This window comes from Streptomyces sp. NPDC060366, from assembly GCF_042725135.1.
In the GTDB taxonomy this organism is placed as follows: Bacteria; Actinomycetota; Actinomycetes; order Streptomycetales; family Streptomycetaceae; genus Streptomyces.
Genome location: NZ_JBHXDC010000001.1, coordinates 1,094,966 through 1,119,952 on the forward strand (window position 1 = coordinate 1,094,966; position 24,987 = coordinate 1,119,952).

The 24,987-nt window shown below is 72.2% G+C and carries 19 protein-coding genes and 1 pseudogene; 5 read left to right on the plus strand and 15 right to left on the minus strand.

Annotation, left to right across the window (positions count from 1 at the left end; genetic code table 11):
* Positions 1 to 145 precede the first annotated feature (145 nt).
* Positions 146 to 2,704, minus strand: a complete 2,559-nt coding sequence (locus ACFWHU_RS04655; RefSeq protein ID WP_387223894.1) for an ABC transporter permease — start codon at positions 2,702 to 2,704, stop codon at positions 146 to 148.
* Positions 2,698 to 3,507 carry an ABC transporter ATP-binding protein gene (locus tag ACFWHU_RS04660; protein WP_387223896.1) on the minus strand — a complete coding sequence of 270 codons (810 nt, stop codon included), beginning with the start codon at positions 3,505 to 3,507 and terminating at the stop codon, positions 2,698 to 2,700. The genes ACFWHU_RS04655 and ACFWHU_RS04660 overlap by 7 nt, the downstream gene beginning before the upstream one ends.
* A 174-nt stretch (positions 3,508 to 3,681) precedes the next feature.
* Between ACFWHU_RS04660 and ACFWHU_RS04665 the strand changes: the two genes are divergently transcribed.
* A complete protein-coding gene (locus tag ACFWHU_RS04665) occupies positions 3,682 to 5,037 on the plus strand; it encodes a sensor histidine kinase (protein WP_387223898.1) in 1,356 nt (451 codons plus the stop codon).
* Positions 5,037 to 5,681, plus strand: coding sequence for a response regulator (locus ACFWHU_RS04670; protein ID WP_387223900.1), 645 nt, complete (start codon positions 5,037 to 5,039; stop codon positions 5,679 to 5,681). The genes ACFWHU_RS04665 and ACFWHU_RS04670 overlap by 1 nt, the downstream gene beginning before the upstream one ends.
* Before the next feature lie 30 nt (positions 5,682 to 5,711).
* On the opposite strand, the gene ACFWHU_RS04675 is transcribed toward ACFWHU_RS04670, so the two are convergent.
* Entirely contained in the window at positions 5,712 to 6,872 is a 1,161-nt protein-coding gene (locus ACFWHU_RS04675) for an AI-2E family transporter (RefSeq protein WP_387223992.1), read from the minus strand.
* A 115-nt stretch (positions 6,873 to 6,987) separates the two neighbouring features.
* The gene (locus ACFWHU_RS04680; protein ID WP_385800809.1) at positions 6,988 to 7,182 is read right to left on the minus strand and encodes a DUF3046 domain-containing protein; all 195 of its coding nucleotides are present in this window, start codon (positions 7,180 to 7,182) and stop codon (positions 6,988 to 6,990) included.
* An 80-nt stretch (positions 7,183 to 7,262) separates the two neighbouring features.
* On the opposite strand from ACFWHU_RS04680, the pseudogene ACFWHU_RS04685 reads away from it, so the two are divergent.
* Positions 7,263 to 8,172, plus strand: a pseudogene (locus ACFWHU_RS04685) (hypothetical protein).
* Between the two features lie 58 nt (positions 8,173 to 8,230).
* On the opposite strand, the gene ACFWHU_RS04690 reads toward ACFWHU_RS04685, so the two are convergent.
* From ACFWHU_RS04690 to ACFWHU_RS04700, 3 genes are all read right to left on the minus strand, one after another.
* Complete coding sequence (locus ACFWHU_RS04690; protein ID WP_147878200.1) at positions 8,231 to 8,542, minus strand: AzlD domain-containing protein; 312 nt, start codon at positions 8,540 to 8,542, stop codon at positions 8,231 to 8,233.
* Positions 8,539 to 9,357 (minus strand): AzlC family ABC transporter permease, encoded by an 819-nt coding sequence (locus ACFWHU_RS04695; RefSeq protein WP_387223994.1) that lies wholly within the window; start codon positions 9,355 to 9,357, stop codon positions 8,539 to 8,541. The genes ACFWHU_RS04690 and ACFWHU_RS04695 overlap by 4 nt, the downstream gene beginning before the upstream one ends.
* 376 nt (positions 9,358 to 9,733) lie before the next feature.
* The gene (locus ACFWHU_RS04700) at positions 9,734 to 10,564 is read right to left on the minus strand and encodes an AraC family transcriptional regulator (RefSeq protein WP_387223902.1); all 831 of its coding nucleotides are present in this window, start codon (positions 10,562 to 10,564) and stop codon (positions 9,734 to 9,736) included.
* A 102-nt stretch (positions 10,565 to 10,666) separates the two neighbouring features.
* Between ACFWHU_RS04700 and ACFWHU_RS04705 the strand changes: the two genes are divergently transcribed.
* Entirely contained in the window at positions 10,667 to 15,367 is a 4,701-nt protein-coding gene (locus ACFWHU_RS04705; RefSeq protein ID WP_387223904.1) for an ATP-dependent helicase, read from the plus strand.
* A 186-nt stretch (positions 15,368 to 15,553) separates the two neighbouring features.
* Positions 15,554 to 16,306, plus strand: a complete 753-nt coding sequence (locus ACFWHU_RS04710) for a DNA-formamidopyrimidine glycosylase family protein (RefSeq protein WP_385800798.1) — start codon at positions 15,554 to 15,556, stop codon at positions 16,304 to 16,306.
* On the opposite strand, the gene ACFWHU_RS04715 is transcribed toward ACFWHU_RS04710, so the two are convergent.
* The 8 genes from ACFWHU_RS04715 to ACFWHU_RS04750 form a co-directional block, all read right to left on the minus strand.
* On the minus strand, positions 16,267 to 16,593 hold the full coding sequence (locus ACFWHU_RS04715; RefSeq protein WP_387223907.1) for a hypothetical protein: 327 nt from the start codon (positions 16,591 to 16,593) through the stop codon (positions 16,267 to 16,269). The two genes, ACFWHU_RS04710 and ACFWHU_RS04715, sit on opposite strands and share 40 nt — an antisense overlap.
* 161 nt (positions 16,594 to 16,754) lie before the next feature.
* The gene (locus ACFWHU_RS04720; protein WP_385800794.1) at positions 16,755 to 17,225 is read right to left on the minus strand and encodes a Dps family protein; all 471 of its coding nucleotides are present in this window, start codon (positions 17,223 to 17,225) and stop codon (positions 16,755 to 16,757) included.
* A gap of 184 nt (positions 17,226 to 17,409) precedes the next feature.
* Positions 17,410 to 17,793 carry a helix-turn-helix domain-containing protein gene (locus ACFWHU_RS04725; RefSeq protein WP_078074750.1) on the minus strand — a complete coding sequence of 128 codons (384 nt, stop codon included), beginning with the start codon at positions 17,791 to 17,793 and terminating at the stop codon, positions 17,410 to 17,412.
* Between the two features lie 109 nt (positions 17,794 to 17,902).
* Entirely contained in the window at positions 17,903 to 18,415 is a 513-nt protein-coding gene (locus ACFWHU_RS04730; protein WP_387223996.1) for a CinA family protein, read from the minus strand.
* Positions 18,416 to 18,471: 56 nt separating this feature from the next.
* Positions 18,472 to 19,137, minus strand: a complete 666-nt coding sequence (pgsA, locus tag ACFWHU_RS04735) for a CDP-diacylglycerol--glycerol-3-phosphate 3-phosphatidyltransferase (protein WP_385800791.1) — start codon at positions 19,135 to 19,137, stop codon at positions 18,472 to 18,474.
* Positions 19,134 to 20,666, minus strand: a complete 1,533-nt coding sequence (gene rimO, locus ACFWHU_RS04740; RefSeq protein ID WP_385800789.1) for a 30S ribosomal protein S12 methylthiotransferase RimO — start codon at positions 20,664 to 20,666, stop codon at positions 19,134 to 19,136. The genes pgsA and rimO overlap by 4 nt, the downstream gene beginning before the upstream one ends.
* Before the next feature lie 174 nt (positions 20,667 to 20,840).
* A complete protein-coding gene (locus ACFWHU_RS04745) occupies positions 20,841 to 21,695 on the minus strand; it encodes a helix-turn-helix domain-containing protein (RefSeq protein WP_385800905.1) in 855 nt (284 codons plus the stop codon).
* Positions 21,696 to 21,905: 210 nt separating this feature from the next.
* Positions 21,906 to 24,809: a DNA translocase FtsK gene (locus ACFWHU_RS04750; RefSeq protein WP_387223910.1), complete on the minus strand. Its 2,904-nt coding sequence runs from the start codon at positions 24,807 to 24,809 to the stop codon at positions 21,906 to 21,908.
* Positions 24,810 to 24,987 lie beyond the last annotated feature (178 nt).

A 24,987-nucleotide genomic window follows, 5' to 3' on the forward strand; every position in this document is an offset into this window, starting at 1 on the left:
CTGACAATGGGCCTCGACGTCCTCCCGGCCTGTGGAAAACTCCGGGCTCCGGCACCTCGAACCAACCGGCCCGGAACCCATGAGAATGCTTGTTCGATTTTGGTGTCAAGCGCATCACGCGGGCGAGTCGCAGGGGCGGGCGCGGCTACTCGCGCGTTCCCGCCAGTTCGACCGGCCTCCTGCGCAGCGCCGCCAGCGCCGGGACGACGGCGGCCAGCACCGCCAGCACGGCGCTCGCCGCCACCATCGCTCCCACGCTCCCCCAGGGCACGACCAGGGGCGACCGGACGGAGAGCAGCGCGAGGGCGCCTCGCACGCCGAGGAGGTTCAGGCCGGCCACGACGGCGCCGAGGAGGGTGCCCACGGCCACGACCACCAGTGCCTCGGCCGCGACCAGGCGGAGCACCTGCGGCCCGGTCGCCCCGGTCAGCCGGAGCACCGCGAGATCACCGACCCGGTCGGACGTCGCCATGACCAGGGTGTTCGCCAGCGCGATCCCCGTGTACAGCAGGGCGATCCCAAGAATCAGCAGCATCCCCAGGCGGGTGCTCTCGCTGGAGCGCGGATGGCTCAGCGCCGTCCAGGCGTCCTTCGTGAGGACGGTCGTCCCCGTCGCCCGCCCCGCCTCGCGCAGCGCGGTGTCGACGGCGGCGGCGTCCGCGCCGTCACGAAGTTTGACGTCGACGCGGTCGACCGAGGCGCCGGGGGCGTTGCGCGGGGTCACGTAGACCCCGTTGCTCCCGGTACCGGTCCGGAGCACCGCCACGATCCGCAGCGTCGCCTCGCGCCCGTCGCCCAGCCAGACCCTGACCCGCTGTCCGACCGTGCGTGTCCGCCACTCCTCGTTGACGACGATGCCGCCGTCGTCCAGATCGGCCAACCGGCCGGACGACACCGGCAGCCGGGACACCGCCGCGAGATCGGCCGGGTCCACGGCTCTGGCCTCCGAACCGACGAGGGCGACGCCCTCCTCGAGCACGGTCACGGCGGTGGAGCGCGAGGCGCTCACGTCCGCGCCGGGGATGCTCCGTGCCCGTGCCACGAACGGGGCGGGCAGCGCACCGTCCTCGCCCGCCGCCACCACGTAGTCGGCGGTCGTCTGCCCCGCGGCCTCGGTGGCCTTGGCCTCGTTGATCGTCGCCGTCGTACCGAGGAGGGATGCGGCGAGCGCGACAGTGATCAGTACGGGAGCGGCGACGACCGCCGTACGGCGCACCCCGGTGGCCGCGTTCTCCCGTGCGAGCAGGCCGGTGGCGCCCGGCAGCCGGGCGGGCAGCCAGGTGACGAGTCCGACCAGGGGCGGCACGAGCACCGGTGCGTACAGGGCGAAGCCGACGATCAGCAGCATCGGCCGGGTGATGTAGGTCTTCCTCTTGAGTGCCTCGCCGGGATCGGTGGCCAGCGACCACGCGAGCAGTCCGAGACCCGCCAACAGGACGAGGGCACCGAGCAGCCAACGGCTCGGGGGCATCGCCCGGTTGTCGACGGCGGCCTCACGCAGCGCCTCTGTGGGCTTGATCCGTCCGGCCCGCCAGGAGGACGCCAGGACGCCTGCCATCGCTACACACAGGCCCGTCCAGAAGGCCGTGTGCAGCGGCCAGGTCTGGTCGCCGATCGCGAACCAGGACGGTGCGATCCCGCTGTCGACCATCCACGCGGCGAGCGGCTGCGCGCCGACGGTGCCGAGCAGGCAGCCGAACGCCGAGGCCGGTACGGCGACCAGGACCGCCTCCGCGAACACCGTCCGCCGTATCTGTCGCGGAGTGGCCCCCGCCGTACGGAGGAGGCCGAACTCGCGTCTGCGCTGTGCCACGGCGAAGGCGAAGGTCGAGGCCACCACGAAGACGGAGACGAAGCAGGTGATGCCCGCCGCCGTACCCAGCAGCGCGTTGACCGCGACCAGGGCCTCGCTGTCCCGGTCCGGGTCCGGATCGGCCCCGCGCCGCCCGTCACCGGTCAGGACCTCGAAGCCGGATCCGGTATCGGTGCCGCCGACGGTCGTCCGTACGGCCTCCCGGACAGCCGCCGCGTCCGCGTGAACCACCAACGCGTCAATACGGGGCGAGAGTTGGGCGGCCTCGGCGTCCGTGAAGAACACCGCGGTCTCGAAGTCCGCCGCGTCCACGGTCCCGACGACGGTGCGGCTGTCGGCCCCTGCCGGGGTGACGACCTTGACCTGGTCGCCGACCTCGACGCCGTCTTCGGCCCGGGACTGCGAGCCGGCCGCCACGGTGACCACGATCTCTCCGGGCGCGGCGGGGGCGCGACCGTGCGTGAGCCGGTACGGGGCGGCAGCCGCGACCGACCACGGGTGCCCGACCGCCCCGTCACCCTCAGGGGAACCGTCGGCACCGTCGGCGCGACCTCCCGAGGAGGCACCGGCGAACGACACGGGGAACGTCCGGTCCTCGACCGTACGGCCGAGCCGCGCCAGTTCGGCGGCCAGGCTGTCCGGTACCGCGCGTGGATCGGCGAGCCGCTGCCTACGCTCGCCGATCGGTGTGGACACCCGCAGGGTGTCGGAGGCCCTGACGACCACCGGGGCCGCGGCGAAGCGCTCCGGGCCCCGGTGCGGGGCCTCGAACGTGGCCGCGAGGGCGAGTCCCGTGGCGGCGATGAGCCCCACGCCGAGGGCGAGCGCGACGAACGACCCGGTGAAGGTGACCCAGCGCGCCCGCATGCCTTGGAGCGTCAGCCTCAGCACGGGGCCACCGCCAGGGCGGTCATCCGCTCCGCGACCAGGTCCGCGGTCGGCGAGTCGAGAGCGTCACGCACCCTGCCGTCCGCCAGGAACAGCACACGGTCCGCGTACGACGCCGCCATGGGGTCGTGCGTCACCATGATCACCGTCTGTCCGCCGTCGACCATGCCGCGCAGCAAGGTCAGGACCTCCCGGCCCGTCCGCGAGTCCAGCGCCCCGGTCGGCTCGTCGCCGAAGAGCACGTCAGGGCGGGTGACCAGCGCCCTGGCGAGCGCCACGCGCTGCTGCTGGCCGCCGGATAGCTCGCTGGGCCGGTGCCCCGCGCGGTCCCGCAGTCCCACCCGCTCCAGCACCTCCAGAACGGCGGCCCGTTTCGGTCTGCGGCCGGCCAGGCGCAGCGGGAGCGCCACGTTCTGTTCGGCGGTGAGCGAGGGCAGCAGGTTGAACGCCTGGAAGACGAAGCCGATGCATTCGCGCCGCAGCAGGGTCAGCTTGTTCTCGCTGAGCGCGGTCAGGTCGTGGTCCCCGAGCATCACGGTCCCGCTGGTGGGCCGGTCCAGTCCGGCCGTGCACTGGAGCAGGGTGGACTTGCCGGAGCCGGAGGGCCCCATGACGGCGGTGAAGGTGCCCTTGGGCATGTCGAGGGTGACCCGGTCGAGCGCGGTCACGGCCGCCGCGCCCTTCCCGTAGGACCGGGAGACGGAGCTGAGCCTGACCGCCGTGTCGCTCGTAGCCGCGCCGCTCCTGGCGGTCTCGCTCGCGGCGGCGTTGTCGCTCGCGGCGCCGTTCATGGCTGTGTGGTTCATGGTGATCACTCAAGTCGCGCCGGACGCCCCGCACATCACAGCAGGACGGCATGCCCGTGGTGGAGCCTGCTCCACCCCCGGCGAGGTGGAAGGTGGCAGGTGGGGCTGTGTACGGGGCGAATGGTGGAGCTGGCTGGGTGGTCGCCCCGTACGGCGCCCGCCTACCGTGCGTCCATGCACTCCCCCAGCCTCTGGCAGGCGCTCCGTGCGCCCCGTTATCTCCGCGGCCTCTGGCCGTGGCGCTCCGCGGCGTACCTGCTGAGCGGCGTGTGTGTCGGTCTGGCGACCCTGGTCTCACTGCTCCTGCTGGCGGTCGTGGGAGGCGCTCTGGCGGTGGTCGTCGTCGGCGTTCCGCTGCTGCTGATGTTCGCGCTCGCCGGCATCCCGCTGGGCGCGTTGGAACGCCGCCGGCTGCGGCTGGTCGACCCCGCCGTACTCGCCGATCCGCACCGCGAGCCGGACGGTACGGGGCCGGCCGCCTGGATCCGCGTCCGCCTCAAGGAGCCGACCACGTGGCGGGAGTTGGGCTACGCGCTGCTGTGCGCGTTCGTGCTGTGGCCGCTGGAGGCGCTGGCCCTGGGAACGGTGCTCGGCGTCTGCGGCGGCCTGCTGGCCACACCCGTCGTCATGGCCACGGTCGGCGGGGGCGAGGAGGTCCGCGTCATGAAGATCTGGCTGGCCGACTCCTACCCGCAGGCGTTCGCGGCGGCGCTGGTCGGCGCGCTCCTGCTGCCCCTTCTCGCCTATCCGCTGGGTGTGGTGGCCGCCGGGCGCGCCGCGCTGACCAGACAGCTGTTGTCCTCCCATGACGCCGCCGTCGATTCCCGGATCGAGGAACTCGGCCGGTCCCGGATGCGGCTGGTGGACGCCTTCGAGGCGGAACGGCGCAGGATCGAGCGTGATCTACACGACGGCGCGCAGCAGCGGCTGGTGGCCCTGTCGATGACGCTGGGCCTGGCGAGGCTGGAGGACCCCGGCGAGCCGCTGGGCGGCCTGCTGGCCAAGGCACACGACGAGGCGGGCACCGCGCTGGTGGAGATCCGGGAGCTGATCCGGGGCATTCACCCCCAGGTGCTGACCGACCGGGGGCTGAAGGACGCGGTCGAGGACGTCGCCGACCGCTCGACGGTGCCGGTCGATGTGCGCTTCGAGCTGCCGGGGCGGCTGCCCGAGGCGGTCGAGACGGCGGCGTACTTCGCTGTCTGCGAGGCGTTGGCGAACGTCGCCAAGCACAGCGGCGCCGGCCGCGCGCAGGTGTGTGGCAGGATCGCCGGCGGCGAGCTGGTCGTGGAGGTCAGGGACGACGGGGCGGGCGGGGCGGACTTCTCCGGCGGCTCCGGTCTACAGGGCGTGGCGGACCGTATCTCGGTCCTCGACGGCCACTTGGCGGTGTCCAGCCCCGTCGGCGGCCCCACCGTGTTCCGCGTACGGATTCCCTGCCCGTCCGGCCACGCAGCCACCGACGGGGCCGCGACAGCCGGCATCGTCACCGCCCGCTCCTCCCGCACTCCGACCCGAACGAGGACCTGATGTTGCGCATCGTGCTGGCCGAGGACAGCGTGCTCCTGCGGGACGGACTGACCGGTCTGCTCGAACGATTCGGGCACAAGGTCGTCGCCGGGGCCGGGACCGCCGACGAGTTGATCGCGGCGGTGGCCGAGCACAGGCCCGACATCGTGGTGACGGACGTGCGCATGCCGCCGGGCTTCTCCGACGAGGGGCTGCGGGCAGCGCTGGAGTTGCGCGAGCGGCGGCCCGAACTGCCCATCCTGGTGCTGAGTCAGTATGTGCAGCGCGCGTACGCCGAGGAGTTGCTCGACTCCTCGGACGGCACCAGCGTCGGCTATCTGCTGAAGGAACGGATCGGGCACGTCGAGGAGTTCGTCGACGCCGTCCGCCGCGTCGCCGAGGGGGCCACGGTGGTGGACCCGGAGGTCGTACGGCAGTTGCTCAGGCACCGCCGCGACCCTCTGTCGAGGCTGACGCCGCGCGAGCAGGAAGTACTGGCGCTGATGGCGGAGGGCAGGTCCAACGCGTCCGTCGCCGAGGCGTTGCACGTCAGTGAGGGGACGGTGAGCAAGCACTTCGGCAGCATCCTCACGAAGCTGGACCTCTCCCTGACCGACGCGACGAACCGCCGCGTCCTGGCGGTGCTCGCCTATCTTCGTGGCTGACACCGGCCCCGTGGGGCCCCGTCGGGGCCGTCAGGCGTCGCTCCCCGGGCGCGGCGGCCTGGGCGGCGGGCGCAGGCGGGCGCTGCCGCGTCGCAGCGTCCGGCGTATCCGCGCCAGCGTGCGCCCGCTGCCCCGGCGCCGGTGGCCGTGCACGCGCGGGTCGTCCGTCACGTCGTAGCGCTTCACGTACGCCCCGAGGAACGCCTGCAACGTCGCGACCGCGGGGATGGCGATCAGCGCGCCGACGGCGCCGAGCAGCGCCGTACCGGCGACGACCGAGCCGAAGGCCACGGCGGGGTGGATGTCGACGGTCCTGGCGGTGAGTTTCGGCTGGAGGACGTAGTTCTCGAACTGCTGGTAGATCACGACGAATCCGAGCACCCACAGCGCGTACCAGGGGTCGACGGTGAAGGCGATCAGCATCGGCAGGGCGCCGGCCAGGTATGTGCCGATGGTCGGCAGGAATTGCGAGACGAGGCCCACCCACACGGCGAGCACCGGCGCGTAGGGGACCCCGAGGATTTCCAGCAGGATGTAGTGCGCGACGCCGGAGATGAGTGCCATCAGTCCGCGCGAGTAGATGTAGCCGCCGGTCTTGTCGACCGCGATCTCCCAGGCGCGCAGGACCTCGACCTGCTTGGCCGGGGGCAGGACGGAGCACACCGTGCGCCGCAGCCGCGGCCCGTCGGCGGCGAAGTAGAACGAGAACAGGAAGATCGTCAGGAGTCGGAAGAGGCCGCCGAGCACGGTGGTGGAGACGTCGAGCACGCCGCTCGCGCTGTTCTGGACGTATCGCTGGAGCCAGTCGGAGTGCAGCAGGCTGTCCTGGACGGCCACCCGTGACAGCTCGGTGCGGAAGCTCTGGTTGATCCAGTTGATGAGGGAGTCGAGGTACCTGGGGAACTCGTCGACGATCTCGATGATCTGGCCCGCGAGCATCGAGCCCAGCAGCACCACGAAGCCGACGCTCGCGATCAGTACGGCGAAGAAGACCAGGAACGTCGCGAGTCCGCGCCGTATGCCGCGGGTCGCCATCCGGCTGACGGCCGGCTCGACCGCCAGGGCCAGGAAGAAGGCGATCAGGATGTTGATCAACAGCCCGAGTAGCTGATGGAACGCCCAACTGCCCAGTTGGAAACAGGCGATGAGCGTCAGCGCGAGCACCATGGCACGCGGCAGCCAACGGGGCATGCGGGCCGTCGCATCACCGTTTCCCGCCGCGGAAGGCGGCGGCGGGGTGGACGGCTGAGGATCCTGGGCTGTTTCGTCGGTCAGTGCCACGGAGCCAGTGTCGCGTACAGGTACGTCACCGTTTGTCGGCGGGCACACCCATGGCGGCGCAGACCGCCCTCCAGACGTCCTTGGCCTCCCACCCGGCGGCGAGGGCCTCGTGCACCGTACGGCCGCCGAGCTCCGCCATCACATGGTCGCGCGCGAAGGAATCCGCGTACGCGGGGCCGAAGTGGTCCGCCATCCGTTCCCAGAAATTCGTCAACCGCATGACCTCAGTATCCCGCTCCTTGAGAGTGCGGCCGGAGCCGTCCGCCCCGCGCGGGGCTGTTCGCGTCCTACGGTCGGTGGATGGCCCAGACCTCACTCTCCCAGTCGACTCCCCTCGCCCGTGCGGAGCGCTTCGTGTGGCTGACGGCGCGGGTCCTCGAACAGCGCCGGTTCGCCAATCACTTCACGGGCGGCGGGGCGGAGGCCGTCGAGACGGCGCTCGCCGCGTACCGCAACGAGGACGGCGGTTACGGCCACGGCCTGGAGCCCGACCTCCGCGGCCCCGTGAGCCACCCGTCGCACACGGCGCACGCGCTGTCCGTCCTGGACGGCGTGGGAGGCTGCGGCGGGCCCCGGGTGGAGCGGGTGTGCCGGTATCTCACGCTGGTGTCGGCGGCGGACGGGGCGCTGCCCGCGGCGGGCCCGTCGGCGGGGGCCGGAACGCGGTCACGGGGCGAGCTGCGTGCCACCGGTCCGGTGGTGGGACTGCTGCACCGCAATCAGGTGTGGCACGCCTGGCTGTTCCGGGCCACCGACTTCTGCTGGGCCGCCGTCGACGCGCTGAAGAAGCCGCGTCCTTTTGAGGTCGTCGCGGCGGTTGCCTTCTTGGACGGTGTGCCGGACCGGGCACGTGCGGCCGGCGCCGCCGACCGGCTCGGACGGCTCGTACGGGAGCGGGGGATGGCGGTCCTGGATCCGGGACGTCCCGACGCCCGTCCGGGCGCCGTCGCGTACGCCGCCGGAGATCGGCCCGGCGGCGAACGCCTCTTCCCGCACGACTACGCGCGTGCCCGGGTCGGTGGCCCGCCGATGGTTCACGGACGAGGAGATGAACGGCTCTCTCCGCTTCCTCGCGCGGGCGCAGTGCGAGGACGGGGGCTGGCCACCCGGCCGGCCCCGGTGGATGCCCGTCGCGACCCTGGAGCGGCGTCCCATCGCGACGATCGACGCCCTGCGGACGCTGCGGGCGTACGGCCGGGACATCGGCTGACCGCGCCAGGGGGTCGCGTGACCAGGGGCTACGTACTCGCTCGGTCCCGGCGCCGGGATCAGCCGCCGAGGGCGCGTACTCCGGCGGTCACCGCGACGGCCGCTGCGATGACGACCAGGAACGGGGCGCGCAGCACCAGCGCGAGCCCCGCTGCGGCGAGTCCGGCCGCCCTGGCGTCGACGACCAGCGCACCGTCGGCGCCGCTGAAGGCCTGCTGCGCCGTGAGAGCGGCGAGCAGCGCGACGGGCAGCAGCGCGGACAGCCGCTGGACGAGGGGGCGTTCCAGCGCACCCGCCGGTACGAGCAGCCCGAGCAGCTTGACGAGGTAGCAGCCGACCGCGGTCAGTCCGATGGCGATCCAGACACTCATCGGCTCGTTCCCTTCGGGTCGGTGGTCCTACGGCCCTCGAACCAGAGGACGGCGGGTGCGGCGAGCGCGGCGACGAGCACCGGCACCCCGGCGGGCAGCACCGGCAGGAAGCCGAGCCCGAGGACGACGGCGCCGGCGGCGACCGCGCGCTCCGTCGTGGTGCGCAGCATGGGGGCGAGCAGAGCCAGGAAGACGGCCGGGCCGGCCGCGTCGAGCCCCCACGCGTCGGTGTCGCCGATGGCCTCGGCGCCGAGCGCGCCGAGCAGCGTGGTGAGGTTCCACAGCACGTAGAGGCTGAGCCCGGTGACGGTGAAGCCGAGGCGCACGGCGCGCCGCGTGGGCTGCGCGAGCGCGACGGCCGTCGTCTCGTCGATGACCCACTGGGCGGCGAAGGGGCGTACGAAGCGTGGCAGCGCCAGGAGTTGGGACAGGCGCAGGCCGTAGAACGTGTTCCGTACGCCGAGGAAGAAGGCACCGGCCGCGGCGGTCAGGGGGTTGCCGCCCGCCGCGAGCGCGCCGACGAGTGCGAACTGCGAGGCGCCGGTGAAGACCAGGAGGCTGAGCGCGCAGCTCTGTAGGAGGGTGAGGCCCGCGCCGGCGGATGTCACGCCGAAGGCGAAGCCGGAGAGGCCGACGGCGATGCCGACGCCCAGGGCGTCGCGGATGACGGCCGAGTCCGGCTTCGCCTCCGGCTCACCGCCCGGCCCGGCTCCCGGCGCCGTAGGGGCAGCCGCGTCCGCCGCCCCCGCACCGTTCGCGGGCTCCGGGCCCGTCTCGGCGGCCGCCCCGTGTGCTGTTGTCCCCGCTTCGGTCATGGGCCTCGGGGCCGACCGGTTGGGTATCCCCGCCGTGTCGGGTCTGTCTGCGGATGCTGTCTGTTCTGCCACGTCGCAGACGCTACGGGGCGGACTCGGGCTCCGTCTTGTACGTTCTTGCGCACCCGCCAGAAGTGCGGGCAGCCGGCCTTCCTCACGGATGAGCCGTCGAGCCGGGGAAAACCGACCATGCTGCCGGGCAGGTGCTCGCGCGGCGGGCTCGGCAGGATCGTAAAGTCCCGCCCCAGTCCCGCCCGCTCACGGCAGGCGCCAGATTACGCAGACCGGGCAGCCGGATCCGTGCGAACGCGAAGGCAGCCCCTGTTGGCCCTCGTAACCGCCTGGCAGTGCCCCCGCCGGCGCCCCGCCCGCCCGCTCAGGCGCCGCCCGGCGTTCGCTCCCTGCGGTACGCGCCCGGCGGCACTCCCACGATCCGGCTGAAGTGCCGGTTGAGGTGCGGCTGGTCGGTGAAGCCGACGAGGCCGGCCACCTCGGCGGGGGTCGTTCCCTCGTCCAGCAGATGCCGGGCCCGGCGCACCCGCGCATCCGTGAGCCAGGTGTGCGGCGGCATGCCGTAGGTGTCCCGGAAGGCCCGCAGCAGGGCGAACGGGCCGGTGCCCAGTTCGGCGGCGAGCCGCTCCAGCGACGGCGGATCGGCCATCCGCCCCTCCAGCACGGCACGCGCGCGTGCCGCCGTCCTGGCGCCCGCGCCCCGCACCGTACGCCGCGGCAGCGTGCTCCCGTTCGACCGCAGGAGGCGGGTGACGGCGACCCGCAGCAGCGTGTCGGCGGCGAGGGCGTTGCCCTCGTCGGCGGCGCGCAGCACCTGGTGGACGAGGTGGACGGTGTACGGGTCGTCGACGACGGGGGCGACGAAGCCGGGGGTGCCGCGGATGTGTGTCGTCTCGGCCGCGATCTCCGCGACGAGCTCGGGCGACGGGTAGACGGCCCCGTACTGCCAGCCCTCGGGACCCTGCGCATGGCCGGTGTGCGGGGTGTCGGGGTTGACCAGGGCGAGGCAGCCCGGCCCCGCGTACTGATCGCTGCCACCGTGATGGAACACATCCACGCCGTCCGTGATCGCGGCGATGACGAACGTCTCGTGGGTGTGCCTGACGAAGGTCTTGTCGATGTACTTGGCACGTAGGAGGTCGACACCGGGCAGCTCCGAGTAGCGCCAGTGCCTTGCCTGCTCCCGAGCCGCCATGCCCCCAGTCTGCACCGGCCGTGCCTCGTCCCACCTCCCGGTTTCGCCCAACCGTTTCCGCAGGTCCGGGCGATTGTCAGTGGCCGGGTGCACGATGGGGGAATGGCCGGCACCGCACTCGACTCGTTCTCCCCCGCGACCCGCAGCTGGTTCTCCGGGGCCTTCTCCGCGCCCACCGCCGCGCAGGAGGGTGCCTGGCGTGCCATCGGCGAGGGCTCGGACGTGCTGGTCGTCGCCCCGACCGGCTCCGGCAAGACGCTGGCCGCCTTCCTCGCCGCCCTCGACCGGCTCGCCTCGGTGCCGCCGCCGGCCGAGGCCCGAAAGCGCTGCCGGGTGCTGTACGTGTCCCCGCTCAAGGCCCTCGCGGTGGACGTGGAGCGCAATCTGCGCAGCCCGCTCACGGGAATCCGGCAGGAGTCCGTCCGGCTCGGGCAGCCCGAGCCGGAGATCCGGGTCGGCATCCGTTCCGGCGACACCCCCGCCGCCGAGCGCCGCTCGATGTCCACCAAACCGCCGGACATCCTGATCACCACCCCGGAGTCCCTCTTCCTGATGCTGACCTCGTCGGCGCGCGACGCGCTGGCGGGTGTGGAGACGGTGATCCTGGACGAGGTCCACGCCGTCGCGGGGACGAAGCGCGGCGCCCATCTCGCGTTCTCCCTGGAACGGCTCGACGAGCTGCTGCCTCGTCCGGCCCGCCGTATCGGACTGTCGGCCACGGTGCGTCCGGTGGACGAGGTCGCCCGCTATCTGTCCCCGCAGCGCAGGGTCGAGATCGTGCAGCCTCCTTCCGGGAAGGAGTTCGATCTGTCGGTGGTCGTCCCGGTGGCGGATCTCGGCGAGCTGGGGGGCTCACCTGCCGCCGACAGCGGCGGCGGCGCGGACGGCGGCGACAAGCCGTCGATCTGGCCGCACGTCGAGGAGCGGATCGCCGATCTCGTCCAGGCGCACCGTTCGACGATCGTCTTCGCCAACTCCCGCCGTCTCGCCGAGCGTCTGTGCAACAGGCTCAACGAGATCGCGTACGAACGGGCCACGGGCGAGGCCATGCCCGAGGCTCACTCCCCCGCCGAGATCATGGCCGAGTCGGGCGCCGCCAAGGGCGCGCCTCCCCTGATGGCACGCGCCCACCACGGCTCGGTCTCCAAGGAGCAGCGCGCCCGGGTCGAGGAGGACCTCAAGGCGGGCCGTCTGCCGGCCGTCGTGGCGACGTCCAGCCTGGAGCTGGGCATCGACATGGGCGCGGTGGATCTCGTCATCCAGGTCGAGTCGCCCCCGTCCGTGGCGTCCGGTCTCCAGCGCGTGGGCCGCGCGGGCCACCAGGTGGGGGCGGTCTCGACGGGCGTCGTCTTCCCCAAGTACCGGGGCGATCTGGTGCAGGCCGCCGTCGTCACCGAGCGGATGCGCACCGGCTCCATCGAAGCCCTGCGGGTCCCCGCCAACCCGCTGGACGTGCTGGCTCAGCAGCTCGTCGCGACGGTCGCGCTCGACACCTGGCAGGCCGACGACCTGCTCGCCCTGGCCCGCCGCGCTGCGCCCTTCGCCTCGCTCCCCGAGTCGGCGTTCACCGCCGTCCTCGACATGCTCGCGGGCCGCTATCCGTCGGACGCGTTCGCCGAGCTGCGCCCCCGTGTGGTGTGGGACCGCGTGACGGGTACGGTCACGGGCCGCCCCGGTGCGCAGCGCCTTGCCGTCACCTCGGGCGGCACCATCCCCGACCGCGGCCTCTTCGGTGTGTTCCTCGCGGGATCCTCCGGCGCCGGTTCCGGCAGCGGCAAGGGCCGCGGCGGCGGCCGGGTGGGTGAGCTGGACGAGGAGATGGTGTACGAGTCGCGGGTCGGCGACGTCTTCACGCTGGGCACGACCTCGTGGCGTATCGAGGACATCACGCGCGACCAGGTGCTGGTCTCCCCTGCCCCCGGCGTGCCGGGCCGCCTTCCTTTCTGGAAGGGCGACCAGTTGGGCCGTCCGCTCGAACTGGGCCGCGCGGTGGGCGCGTTCCTGCGCGAGGTCGGCGCGCTGTCACCGGAGGACGGCAGGCTGCGACTGGTCGCCGCCGGCCTCGACGCCTGGGCGGCGGACAACGTCCTGGCGTATCTGGACGAGCAGCGCCGTGCCTGCGGCCATGTCCCCGACGACCGGACGATCCTCGTGGAGCGGTTCCGGGACGACCTGGGCGACTGGCGGGTCGTCATCCACTCCCCGTTCGGTGCCCAGGTGCACGCGCCGTGGGCGCTGGCCCTCGGTGCCCGGCTCGCCGAGCGGTACGGGATGGACGCCCAGGTCATGCACGCGGACGACGGCATCGTGCTCCGGCTGCCCGACGCCGACCTGCTGAGTCTGGATCTTCTCGACCAGGACCCGGTGTCGCCCGATCCGGCGTACGACAACGAGCAGGCGCCGATCGGCGCCGGTGATGTCGCCTTCGAGCGGGGCGAGGTCGGCCAGATCGTCACCGATCAGGTGGGGGGCTCCGCGCTGTTCGCCGCCCGCTTCCGTGAGTGCGCGGCGCGTGCCCTGCTGCTGCCGCGCCGCAGTCCCGGGAAGCGCACACCGCTCTGGCAGCAGCGCCAACGGGCCTCCCAACTGCTCCAGGTGGCAAGCGAGTTCGGCTCGTTCCCCATCGTCCTCGAAGCCGTCAGGGAATGTCTTCAGGACGTCTTCGACGTGCCCGGTCTCACCGAGCTGATGGGCGACATCGAATCCCGCCGGGTCCGGCTGGTCGAGGTCACGACCACCGAGCCGTCCCCGTTCGCCCGCTCGCTTCTCTTCGGGTACGTCGCGCAGTTTCTGTACGAGGGTGACTCCCCCCTCGCGGAGCGGCGCGCAGCCGCCCTCTCCCTGGACTCGCGGCTGCTGGCCGAGCTCCTCGGCCAGGCCGAGCTGCGCGAACTGCTGGACGCCGATGTCCTGGAGGAGCTGGAGCGCGAGCTCCAGTGGCTCACCGACGACCGCCGCGTCAAGGACGTGGAGGGCGTCGCGGACCTGCTTCGGGTCCTCGGGCCGCTCACCGACGCCGAGTTGGCGGAGCGGGGATCCGAGCCGCCCTGGCCGGCGGATCTCGCCGCGGCCCGCCGCGCCATCCGGGTCCGGATCGGCGGCGCCGAGTACTGGGCGGCGATCGAGGACGCGGGCCGACTGCGCGACGCGCTCGGCACCGCCCTGCCCGTCGGCGTCCCCGAGGCGTTCACGGAGCCGGTCAAGGACCCCCTCGGCGATCTCCTGGCGCGTCATGCCCGCACACACGGCCCTTTCACCTCCTCCGGGGCCGCCGACCGCTTCGGACTCGGCCCCGCCGTCACCGAGGGCGCGCTCCAACGCCTCGCCGCCGGGGGCCGTGTCGTCCAGGGCGAGTTCCATCCGTCGGGGATCGGCCAGGAGTGGTGCGACGCCACGGTGCTGCGCCGACTGCGCCGCAGGTCGCTCGCCGCGCTGCGGCACGAACTGGAACCGGTGCCGCCCGCCGCGCTCGCCACGTTCCTTCCCCAGTGGCAGCATCTGGGCAGCCACGGCCTGCGCGGCATCGACGGACTGGCCCGCGCGGTCGAGCAGTTGCAGGGCGCGTCCGTCCCGGCGTCCGCGCTGGAGAAGCTGGTGCTCCCCTCGCGGGTCTCGGGCTACACCCCGACGCTCCTGGACGAGCTGACCACCACGGGCGAGGTCCTGTGGGCCGGAGCCGGTGCCCTTCCCGGCAAGGACGGCTGGATCTCCCTCTATCCGGCCGACTCCGCACCGCTGTTGCTCCCGCCGCCGCACCCTCTGGAGCTGACGGCGCTGCACGAGTCGGTCCTCACCACCCTGTCCGGCGGATACGGCCTGTTCTTCCGTCAGATCACCGACCAGGTACGGGCCACCACCCACCCCGACGTCACCGATCCCCAACTGGCCGACGCGGTCTGGGACCTGGCCTGGTCGGGGCGGCTGACCAACGACACCCTGGCGCCGCTGCGCTCGCTGCTCGGCTCGGGGCGTACGGCGGGCGCGACGGCCCACCGCGCCAGACGGACCGTCCCGCGCGGGCGTTACGGCTCCCTCACCGCCGCCGCCCGGCCCGCCTCCCGTACGGGACCGCCGACCGTCAGCGGACGCTGGTCGCTGCTCCCGGTCCCCGATCCGGACGCCACGCGCCGCGCCCACGCCCTGGCCCGCACCCTCCTGGACCGCCACGGTGTGGTGACGCGGGGCGCCGTCGCCGCCGAAGGCATCGAGGGCGGCTTCTCGGCGGTGTACCGGGTGCTGTCCGCCTTCGAGGACAGCGGTCAGGCGCGCCGCGGCTATGTCGTCGAGGGCCTGGGCGCGGCCCAGTTCGCGATGGACGGGGCGGTGGACCGCCTCCGCGCGGCCTCCACCGCCCGTGACCGCGCCGCGTCCGACCCCTCGCCGCGCGCGGTGGTGCTGGCCGCCGCCGACCCGGCCAACGCGTACGGGGCGGCGCTGCCCTGGCCGGATCCGCCCTCGGGCGCCGGCCACAAACCGGGCCGCAAGGCGGGCTCCCTGGTCGTCCTCGTCGACGGCGCCCTGACGCTGTACATGGAACGCGGCGGCAAGACCCTCCTCGCCTGGCCCGGCGATCCCGGCGCCCCGTCCGGCCCGGATCGTGCGGACGCCGACGTGGACGCCGACGACGACGTGGCGCTGCGTTCGGCCGCCGAGGCCCTGGCAGCCGCCGCCCGTGCGGGCGCGCTCGGTACGGTCACGGTGGAGCGGGCGAACGGGGAGCAGGCGCTGACGTCCCCCGTGGGCCGCGTCCTGGAGTCGGCGGGTTTCCTCGCCACCCCGAGGGGCCTGCGGCTGCGGGCCTGAGCCCGGCCTCGCCGCCGCTTCCCGACCGCCGCCACGTCTCGGCGTCGTCCGTACGCCCGGCCGCGCCCGCCGCACCCGCCGCGCCCCCCGGTCCGCCGCCGCGGCCGGGGCCAGTCGCCGTACATCTGCGCACGCCACACCCCGTACGCCGCTCGTCACGGCGCCCGTCTCGCGCATGATGGAAACATGCCCGAAGGTGACACCGTCCTTCAGACCGCCCGGCGCCTGCACACCGCCCTCGCCGGGCGGCTGCTGACCCGGTCGGACCTCCGCGTCCCCCGGTTCGCGACCTCCGACCTCACCGGCCGGACGGTCCTCGACGTCACCCCGCGCGGCAAGCATCTCCTGACCCGTATCGAGGGCGGCCTCACCCTCCACTCACATCTTCGGATGGACGGGGCCTGGCGGGTGTACGGCGCCGACGATCGCTGGCGCGGCGGCCCCGCCCACCAGATCCGGGCGATCCTCGGCAACGCCGAACGCACGGCCGTCGGCTACCGGCTCCCGGTGCTCGAACTCCTGCGTACGGCGGACGAGGAGCGTGTGGTGGGCCATCTGGGTCCGGATCTCCTCGGGCCCGACTGGGATCCGGGGACCGCCCTGCGCAATCTGCTCGCCGACCCGGCCCGCACCGTCGGCGACGCGTTGCTGGACCAGCGCAATCTCGCGGGCATCGGCAACGTCTTCCGGTGCGAGACCTGTTTCCTCGCCCGCACCACCCCCTGGCTGCCCATCGGGGACCTGCCGTCGCCCGAGCGGCTGGTGACGGCCGCGAAGAAGCTCCTTGAGGCCAACAGGGAGCGCTCGCGCCGTCATCTGTACGTATACGGCCGCGGCGGCCTCCCCTGCCGCCGCTGCGGCACTCCCATCAGCAAGGCGGAGGACGACGAGCGCCCCGTCTACTGGTGCCCACGCTGCCAGCTGGGCCCCGTCCCCTGAGAACCGTCCGGGCCGTCCGAGCCGCCCGGCGGTCCTCCGGGGCCGCCCGGATACTCCGCCACCGCCCCGTCCTCGTCGGCGTCCACCGCCGCGGCGGCGCTCTTCCGGGGCCTCACCGACGTACGGGCCGCCGCGTGCACCGGCAGCAGACTCAGTCCCCAGCCGCCCGCCGCCACCGCCCCCTCGATGACCCCGGCGTGCTCGGGCGCCAGGGCGAGCCGCATTACGGCCCACCACCAGAGCCCGCCGAGAGCGAGAGCCGGCAGAAGGATCCGTCGCCGTGCCATGGCCGCCTCCTCAGACCGACGCTAGACCGGCTCGCGTATCCGGCGAAAGGGCGCACGGGAGGCGTGCACGGCGCATATCGGACCCGCGTCGAGGCGCACCCCGACACTCACCGCCCGAGGCACCCGCGCCCGCACCAGCACCCGAACCCGGCTCACGCGCCCTACGCGCTCTCCGCCTGGAACATCCAGTGGTGCTTTTCGAGATCGGCCGTGAGCCCGATCAGGATGTCCTGGGTGATCGGGTCGGGCTTGTCGGTCACGCTGATCCGCTCCCGCATACGGACGATCACCGCGCTGAGGCCGTCCACCAGCGTCCGTACGGCGTCCGCGTCCTTGATCCAGCCGTCGGGTACGGTGCCGATCGCGCTCTGGGCCGCCACCGTCGCCGCGCGGCCGTCCGGGGTCACACCGATCGCCGCGGCCCGTTCCGCCACGGTGTCGGAGTGATTCCGGGCCGTGGTGACGACCTCGTCGAGCTGGAGGTGTACGGACCGGAAGCGCGGTCCCACGATGTTCCAGTGCACCTGCTTGGCCACCAGTGAGAGATCGAGCAGATCCACGAGCGCGCCTTGGAGGGCCTCGCCGACCGATTTCAGATCCGCCTCGGGCAGTGAGCTCTTGACGACAGACATGGGGCGTCCTTCCAGTTCCGTTCACACGTATGCCCACCTTCGCACAAGACCCCAAAAGGCTCATTTCGGGAAAATAGCGACAACCGGGGTGGCAAGCAGCGCGGTAATCGGAAACGGGCAAAGCAGAAGCCCCGGCCGGCCACTGGGACCGTCCGGGGCTCAGGCCTCGGTCACACCGTACGCATCAGGCGGCGACGACGTTCACCGCTTCTGTTGGCGCCTTGATGGTCACCCGCTCCGTCGGCACACCTGCCACCGACGTCACGGAGACGGAATTGAGCATCGGACGTACCGCCGCGGGCACCGGCTCGCTCGCCGCTGCGGACGCGGCCAGCTCGGCCAACGACAGTTCGTCGCTCACTTCGCGCATGAGCTCGGACATCCGTACGTCAAGCGCGTCGCAGATAGCGGAGAGCAGTTCGGAGGATGCCTCCTTCTGCCCCCGCTCCACCTCGGAGAGATAGCCGAGCGAGACTCGGGCGGACGAGGAGACTTCGCGCAGAGTACGGCCCTGGCGCTGGCGCTGCCGACGCAGTACGTCACCAAGCAGGCGACGGAGCAGAATCATCGGTGGCTCCCTCCTCGGACCGCGTAGCCGCATCCTTCTCGCCCCACCGTACCGCCTCCCGCTGCGGCCGTGCGGGGAGCGATGTCGTGTTCACTCAGGGCTGCAAACATCAAGTCCCCCCGTTCCGTTCCGTATCCTGTGTCCGCCCGTTCCCGGTCAGTTCGCCGGAAAGCAGTTCCAGCACGCTCCGTACACTCTCTCTACGGATTTCCGCCCGGTCACCGTTCAACCGCAGTGCGGCCACTTTCTCGGCACCGTGCGGACCGCTCACAGCCACGTGGACGGTGCCCACCGGCTGTCCGTCCTGCGCGTCCGGTCCCGCGACCCCCGTGGTCGAGACGCCCCAGTCGGCGGCCAGCACTGCCCGTACGCCGACGGCCATCTGCCGTGCGACCTCGGGATCCACCGCGCCCCGCTCCGCCAGAAGTGTTCCGTCCACGCCGAGTACATCGCGCTTCACATCCGTCGCGTAGGCCGTGACGGACCCGCGGAGCGATCGCGAGGCACCGGGAACCGATGTCAGCTCCGCCGCCACCAGACCGCCGGTCAGCGACTCGGCGACGGCGAGCGTGCTCCCCCGGCGCGCGAGCACGTCCAGCACCCGGGCGGCCAGGTCCCTCAGTAGAACGTCTCCGGCCGCCGCATCCTTCCCGGCGGACGTCTCCGACGTCTCCGACGTCACGAAGTCCTCTCCGCGCCGGCATGCTCGGCCGTCAGCCCCTGCCGTCGCAGCACGATCGCCTGACGCACATAGTCCAGGCCGGTCAGCACGGTCAGCAGCACCGCGATCCCCATCACCCAGAACCGCAGCGTCGCGAGCGGCCCCGTCAGCGCCAGCACGTACATGCCGACCGCGATGCCCTGCGCCAGCGTCTTCATCTTGCCGCCGCGGCTGGCCGGAATCACTCCGTGCCGGATCACCCAGAACCGCATCAGCGTGATCCCGAGCTCACGGAAGAGAATGACCCCGGTCACCCACCACGGAAGGTCCCCGAGCGCGGAGAGACTGATCAGCCCCGCCGCCATGATCGCCTTGTCGGCGATCGGGTCGGCGATCTTCCCGAAGTCGGTGACCAGGTTGTACGTGCGGGCCAGATGCCCGTCGAAGACATCGGTGATCATGGCCACGGCGAACGCGGCCCACGCCCAGGCGCGCCAGGCCGGGTCGTACCCGCCGTCCTGGAGCAGCAGCATCACGAAGGCCGGTACGAGCACCAGCCGCATCATCGTGAGGATGTTGGCGATGTTCCAGATACTGGCCTGATTGACGGCCGCAGCCCCCAGCTTGCCGCCGGGCGCCGGCCTACCCTGGCCACCCTCGGCCGATGCCGGGACTCCGGTCATCTGGCTGCCTCCTCACCGGGGCTCCGGGGCTCGTCCCCGGTGAAGCCGCAGTACTCCGCCACCAGGTCCACGCCTTCGGTGCCGACCACCTTCGCCTCGACCATACGACCGGGAACGAGACCCTCGCGCGATGTGAAGATCACCTGGCCGTCGGTCTCGGGCGCCTGGTGGGCGGCGCGGCCGACGGCGCCCTCCTCGGAGTCGTCCAAGGATCCGAGAGACTCCACGAGCACCGTCAGGGTCTCCCCCAGGCGCTCCTCGGCCCGCTGCGACGTCAGCTCGTCGGCAAGGCGCGACAGGTGCGCCAGCCGCTCGGCCACGACGTCCTCGTCCAGCTTGTGGTCGTACGTCGCCGCCTCGGTGCCGTCCTCGTCCGAGTAACCGAACACGCCTACGGCGTCGAGCCGCGCTCCGGTGAGGAAGCGTTCCAGCTCGGCGAAGTCGGCCTCCGTCTCGCCGGGGAAGCCCACGATGAAGTTGGAGCGAACACCGGCCTGCGGGGCCTTGCCCCGGATCGTCTCCAGCAGTTCCAGGAAGCGGTCGGTGTCCCCGAAACGGCGCATCGCGCGCAGCACGGCGGGCGCGGAGTGCTGGAAGGACAGGTCGAAGTACGGGGCGACGCCCGGTGTCGACGTCAGGACGTCGATGAGTCCGGGGCGCATCTCGGCGGGCTGGAGGTAGCTGACCCGTACGCGCTCGATCCCGTCGACCGCCGCGAGTTCGGGCAGCAGCGTCTCCAGAAGGCGGATGTCGCCGAGGTCCTTGCCGTAGGAGGTGTTGTTCTCGGAGACGAGCATGACCTCCTTCACGCCCTGTTCGGCGAGCCAGCGCGTCTCGCCCAGCACGTCGGAGGGGCGGCGCGAGATGAAGGAGCCTCTGAAGGAGGGGATCGCGCAGAAGGAGCAGCGCCGGTCGCAGCCGGAGGCCAGCTTCACGGAGGCGACGGGGCTGTTGTCGAGGCGCCGGCGCAGCGGGGCGCGCGGACCGGAGGCCGGCGCGAGTCCCTGCGGCAGGTCGGCGGGCGCCGGGATGACCGCCTCCGTAGGAGGAGCGGTCCCGGCGCCGTGGCCGGGCAGGGCCACACCGGTGGCGCCCTGCCGGTCGGCCGGGCTGAGCGGGAGCAGCTTGCGCCGGTCGCGAGGCGTGTGCGAGGCGTGGATGCCGCCGTTGAGGATGGTCTGGAGGCGGTCGGAGATGTCGGCGTAGTCGTCGAATCCGAGCACGCCGTCCGCTTCGGGGAGCGATTCCGCGAGCTCCTTGCCGTAACGCTCCGCCATGCAGCCGACGGCGACGACGGCCTGGGTTCTGCCGTGATCCTTGAGATCGTTGGCTTCCAGCAGGGCGTCGACGGAGTCCTTCTTGGCGGCTTCGACGAAGCCGCAGGTGTTGACGACGGCGACGTCCGCGTCGGCGGCTTCCTCGACGAGCTCCCAGCCGTCCGCTGCCAAGCGGCCTGCAAGCTCCTCCGAGTCCACCTCGTTACGGGCGCAGCCAAGCGTGACAAGGGCGACGGTACGGCGTTCGGGCATGGGCTCAAGACTACTTTGTCCGGGCCCTCCTCCTGCCGCGCAGGGTTGACCGACGGGCCCGGGGGCGGTGGAGCGCGTCCGGGAGGCCTCCCCACGCACCTCGCCGGTGTGCTGCCGCGCACCGCCCCTGGGCTCGCCCCGTGCCCGCCGGCGCCTTTCGGCGCCGGCCCGGCATCAGCCCGCTTCGGGGTCGCCCTTCGTGTACGACGGGCGCTCGACCTGGCCCGGCTTGAAGTCCTCGTCGACCTGCTTGCCGTTGACGAAGATGTCGATCACTCCGGCGTTGCCGAGGATGAAGTCGATCTGCTCGTCGTCCTGGAAGGTCTTCGACTCACCCTTGAGGAGCAGTCCGTCGAAGATCAGTTCACCGTTGGGGGACTTGGCGGAGATCCAGCTCTTGTCCTCGACGGCGGACAGCTTGACCGTCACCTTGTCGGCCGGGGCCGCGGCGATGGCGCTGTCCGACGGGTCGGGCTTCGGGTCGGCGGGCTTCTTGGTGCTCGGTTCGGAGGTCGTCTTCTCCGGCGCCGGGCCTTCGGCGATCCGCTTCCCCTGGCCCTCCTCGTCGGCACCGTTGAACATGGTGAAGCCGACGAAGCCGATCACCGCGACGATCGCGGCGACCATGGCCGCCGTCCAGTTGGGCCGGCGCCGCTCGGGGCGGATCCGCTCGGCCTCGAACAGCGGGGCCGCGGGCGTCGGCGACGGGCGCCCGCCGTGCTCGGCGTCGTACTGCCCGACAAGAGGCTCGGGGTCGATCCCGACCGAGCGCGCGAGCATGCGGATGTGACCGCGCGCGTAGACGTCGCCGCCGGAGCGCGAGAAGTCGTCCTCCTCGATCGCCTGGACGATGGGAACGCGCACCCGGGTGGAGGCACTGACCTGTTCGACGGTGAGACCTGCGGCGGTGCGTGCTTTCTGGAGGACATGACCGACCGAAGGCTTGTGCTCTTCGGTCGCGGGCCGCTCGTCCTCTGCGGGGTCGACGGCGGAAGGCTGGTCGTCTTCGGGGGAGTTGCCGATGGACACGGGGGTGCCTTTCGAGCGTGTAGCCACCTGCTGGATGTTCAGTCTATGGGTGGTACGAAAGGGTGGGGCAACCGGGCGGATGCACTTTGTACGCCATCTGAACGGCCGGACGGCGTGTCGACGGGACACCGGGGTGTCTCCCTCTCCACGTTGACGTCCGACCCGGGGAAAGGGTTGCTCCGGATATCTCTCGGATCGCCTCAGGTACCGTCAATTCCCGTCAGCTCCTTCGGGAGCGGGCTCGCCGCGGATCACCGCGAGCACTCCGTCCAGCTCGTCTGCCTTCACCAGCACATCACGCGCCTTGGAACCCTCACTGGGACCGACGATGTTCCGCGATTCCATCAGATCCATGAGTCTGCCCGCTTTGGCGAAACCCACGCGCAACTTCCGCTGAAGCATCGATGTCGAACCGAACTGCGTGGAGACGACCAACTCGGCGGCCTGGCACAGCAGATCGAGGTCGTCGCCGATGTCCTCGTCGATGTCCTTCTTCTTGGCCGTGCCGACGACGACGTCCTGCCGGAAGACAGGGGCCATCTGATCCTTGCAGTGCTGGACGACGGCCGCGACCTCTTCCTCCGTGACGAAGGCGCCCTGCATACGGGTGGGCTTGCTGGCGCCCATCGGGAGGAACAGTCCGTCGCCCTTGCCGATCAGCTTCTCGGCGCCGGGCTGGTCGAGGATGACCCGGCTGTCGGCGAGCGAGGAGGTCGCGAAGGCGAGCCGGGAGGGCACGTTCGCCTTGATCAGACCGGTGACGACGTCGACCGAGGGACGCTGGGTGGCGAGCACCAGGTGGATACCGGCGGCGCGGGCCAGCTGGGTGATACGGACGATCGCGTCCTCGACGTCGCGCGGCGCGACCATCATCAGGTCGGCCAGCTCGTCCACGATCACCAGCAGATACGGATAGGGCGTCAGCTCGCGCTCACTGCCCTCCGGGGCCTTGACCTTGCCCTTGCGTACGGCCTGGTTGAAGTCGTCGATGTGGCGGTAGCCGTACGCCGCGAGGTCGTCGTAGCGCAGGTCCATCTCCCGCACGACCCACTGGAGCGCCTCGGCGGCCCGCTTGGGGTTGGTGATGATGGGCGTGATCAGGTGCGGGATGCCCTCGTACGCCGTGAGCTCGACCCGCTTGGGGTCGACCAGGACCATACGGACGTCCTCCGGGGTCGCCCTGACCATCACCGAGGTGATCAGACAGTTGATGCAGGAGGACTTGCCGGAGCCGGTGGCGCCGGCGACCAACAGGTGCGGCATCTTGGCGAGGTTGGCCATCTCGTAGCCGCCCTCGACGTTCTTGCCGAGCGCGACGAGCATCGGATGGTCGTCCTCGGCGGCGTCGGCGAGCCGCAGGACGTCGCCGAGGTTGACCATCTCCCGGTCGGAGTTCGGGATCTCGATGCCGACGGCGGACTTGCCGGGGATGGGGCTGATGATCCTGACGTCGGGGCTGGCCACGGCGTAGGCGATGTTCTTGGTGAGCGCGGTGATGCGCTCGACCTTCACGGCGGGGCCGAGCTGCACCTCGTAGCGGGTGACGGTCGGTCCCCGGGTGAAGCCGGTGACGGTCGCGTCGACCTTGAACTCCATGAAGACGTTGGTCAGCGAGTCGACGACCGCGTCGTTGGCGGCGCTGCGGGTCTTGCCGGGGCCGCCGCGCTCCAGCAGGTCCAGCGAGGGCAGGGAGTAGGTGATGTCGCCGGCGAGCTGAAGCTGCTCGGCGCGCGGCGGCAGGGACCGGTCCTTCGCGGGCGGGGCCTTGGTCAGGTCGGCCACCGCGCCGGACTGCGAGAGCGCCGCGGCACTGTCGCGTGGCTCCGGCTCGCGCGCCGTCGGTACGGAGTGCTCCCGTGAGCCGGGACGGGAACCCGAACCGGCTCCCGCACCGGATGCCGCGCCGGACGCCCCGCGCGTGCGCTCCCCCGGCCGTGCCTTCACGGCGTCCCGCGTGCGGTCGGCGGAGACGCCCTGGGTGAGGTCGGCGACGATCGGCGAGGGCGGCATCCCGTTGAGTACGGCGCCGTCCAGCGCGGCGGCGGCCGCGGCGGCGATGTCGACGGCGTCCAGGGGCCGGTCGTGGGCGGGCTGCACCGACTGCCGGCGGGGCCGCCGGCGGCGGGCCAGCGCCTCGACCTCCGCGTGGTCGGTGTCGTAGTCGTCGGGCGCCTCGCTCCGCCGCGCCGTCGAGCGGCGTCCTCGCGCGGGCAGGGCCTCGCGCCACTGATCGTCGTAGCGCTCGTCGTCGCTGTCGTACTCCCCCTCCCGCGCATCGTCGTCGAGGTCGGACCGGGCCGGGGTGAGGATGCCGAGGCGGACACAGAGCTGCCGCAGCCGCTGTGGGATGGCGTTGACGGGCGTCGCCGTGACGACGAGCAGTCCGAAGACGGTGAGCAGGACCAGCATCGGCACGGCGAGGACCTCGCCCATGGCGAAGATCAGCGGCATGGACGCGGACCAGCCGATGAGTCCGCCGGCGTCCTGCATCGCCTCGGTGCCCGCGTCCCGGCCCGGGGAGCCGCAGGCGATGTGCACGAGCCCGAGGATGCCGATCACCAGCGCGGAGAGGCCGATGACGATGCGTCCGTTGGCCTCGGGCTTCTGCGGATAGAGGATGAGGCGGACGGCGACGGCGCCCAGCAGTATCGGGACGAGCAGGTCGAGCCGGCCAAAGGCGCCGGTGATCAGCATCTCGACGAGATCGCCGACGGGGCCGCGCAGGTTCGACCACGTACCGGCCGCGACGATCAGCCCCAGGGCGAGCAGCAGGAGGGCGATGCCGTCCTTGCGGTGCGCGGGGTCGAGTCCCTTCGCACCCCGCCCTATCCCGCGGAACATCGCGCCGACTCCGTGCGCGAGTCCGAGCCATAGGGCGCGTACGAGGCGGTAGACGCCGTTCGTCGGGGACGGTGCGGGCTTGGGCGCCGGTTTGGCCGCGGACTTCTTCGCCGGAGCCTTCTTGGGAGGTGACTTCTTCGTGGGCGCTGTCTTCTTCGCCGCGGCCTTGGCGGCGGGGGCCGCCTTCTTCGCGGCACCGCTCGCACGGCCGGCACGCGGTTTCGCGGTGCCCGCCGTGCCCTGGGAACCCTTGCCGGACGTACGTGAGGCCATGGGGGTGAGGTTACCGGTGTGAACGGCGGCGGACACGTGTGCCCACTGCTTCACCCGTTCGTGTCGTGCGTCGTGGGCCGGAAACTGACGCGGCCTCAGTCGGCCTCGCCAAACCGTGGGCAGAGCGCGGGGCCGGGATCGCCGAGAGAGGGAAAACGGGCCGCCCACAGGCCGTTGA

What these genes read in the sequence shown, in the direction of transcription:
- ACFWHU_RS04660 (WP_387223896.1), bottom strand. Translation starts at nt 3,507, where the DNA reads ATGAACCACACAGCCATGAACGGCGCCGCGAGCGACAACGCCGCCGCG.
- ACFWHU_RS04665 (WP_387223898.1), top strand. Translation starts at nt 3,682, where the DNA reads ATGCACTCCCCCAGCCTCTGGCAGGCGCTCCGTGCGCCCCGTTATCTC.
- ACFWHU_RS04670 (WP_387223900.1), top strand. Translation starts at nt 5,037, where the DNA reads ATGTTGCGCATCGTGCTGGCCGAGGACAGCGTGCTCCTGCGGGACGGA.
- ACFWHU_RS04675 (WP_387223992.1), bottom strand. Translation starts at nt 6,872, where the DNA reads ATGCCCCGTTGGCTGCCGCGTGCCATGGTGCTCGCGCTGACGCTCATC.
- ACFWHU_RS04680 (WP_385800809.1), bottom strand. Translation starts at nt 7,182, where the DNA reads ATGCGGTTGACGAATTTCTGGGAACGGATGGCGGACCACTTCGGCCCC.
- ACFWHU_RS04690 (WP_147878200.1), bottom strand. Translation starts at nt 8,542, where the DNA reads ATGAGTGTCTGGATCGCCATCGGACTGACCGCGGTCGGCTGCTACCTC.
- ACFWHU_RS04695 (WP_387223994.1), bottom strand. Translation starts at nt 9,357, where the DNA reads ATGACCGAAGCGGGGACAACAGCACACGGGGCGGCCGCCGAGACGGGC.
- ACFWHU_RS04700 (WP_387223902.1), bottom strand. Translation starts at nt 10,564, where the DNA reads ATGGCGGCTCGGGAGCAGGCAAGGCACTGGCGCTACTCGGAGCTGCCC.
- ACFWHU_RS04705 (WP_387223904.1), top strand. Translation starts at nt 10,667, where the DNA reads ATGGCCGGCACCGCACTCGACTCGTTCTCCCCCGCGACCCGCAGCTGG.
- ACFWHU_RS04710 (WP_385800798.1), top strand. Translation starts at nt 15,554, where the DNA reads ATGCCCGAAGGTGACACCGTCCTTCAGACCGCCCGGCGCCTGCACACC.
- ACFWHU_RS04715 (WP_387223907.1), bottom strand. Translation starts at nt 16,593, where the DNA reads ATGGCACGGCGACGGATCCTTCTGCCGGCTCTCGCTCTCGGCGGGCTC.
- ACFWHU_RS04720 (WP_385800794.1), bottom strand. Translation starts at nt 17,225, where the DNA reads ATGTCTGTCGTCAAGAGCTCACTGCCCGAGGCGGATCTGAAATCGGTC.
- ACFWHU_RS04725 (WP_078074750.1), bottom strand. Translation starts at nt 17,793, where the DNA reads ATGATTCTGCTCCGTCGCCTGCTTGGTGACGTACTGCGTCGGCAGCGC.
- pgsA (WP_385800791.1), bottom strand. Translation starts at nt 19,137, where the DNA reads ATGACCGGAGTCCCGGCATCGGCCGAGGGTGGCCAGGGTAGGCCGGCG.
- rimO (WP_385800789.1), bottom strand. Translation starts at nt 20,666, where the DNA reads ATGCCCGAACGCCGTACCGTCGCCCTTGTCACGCTTGGCTGCGCCCGT.
- ACFWHU_RS04750 (WP_387223910.1), bottom strand. Translation starts at nt 24,809, where the DNA reads ATGGCCTCACGTACGTCCGGCAAGGGTTCCCAGGGCACGGCGGGCACC.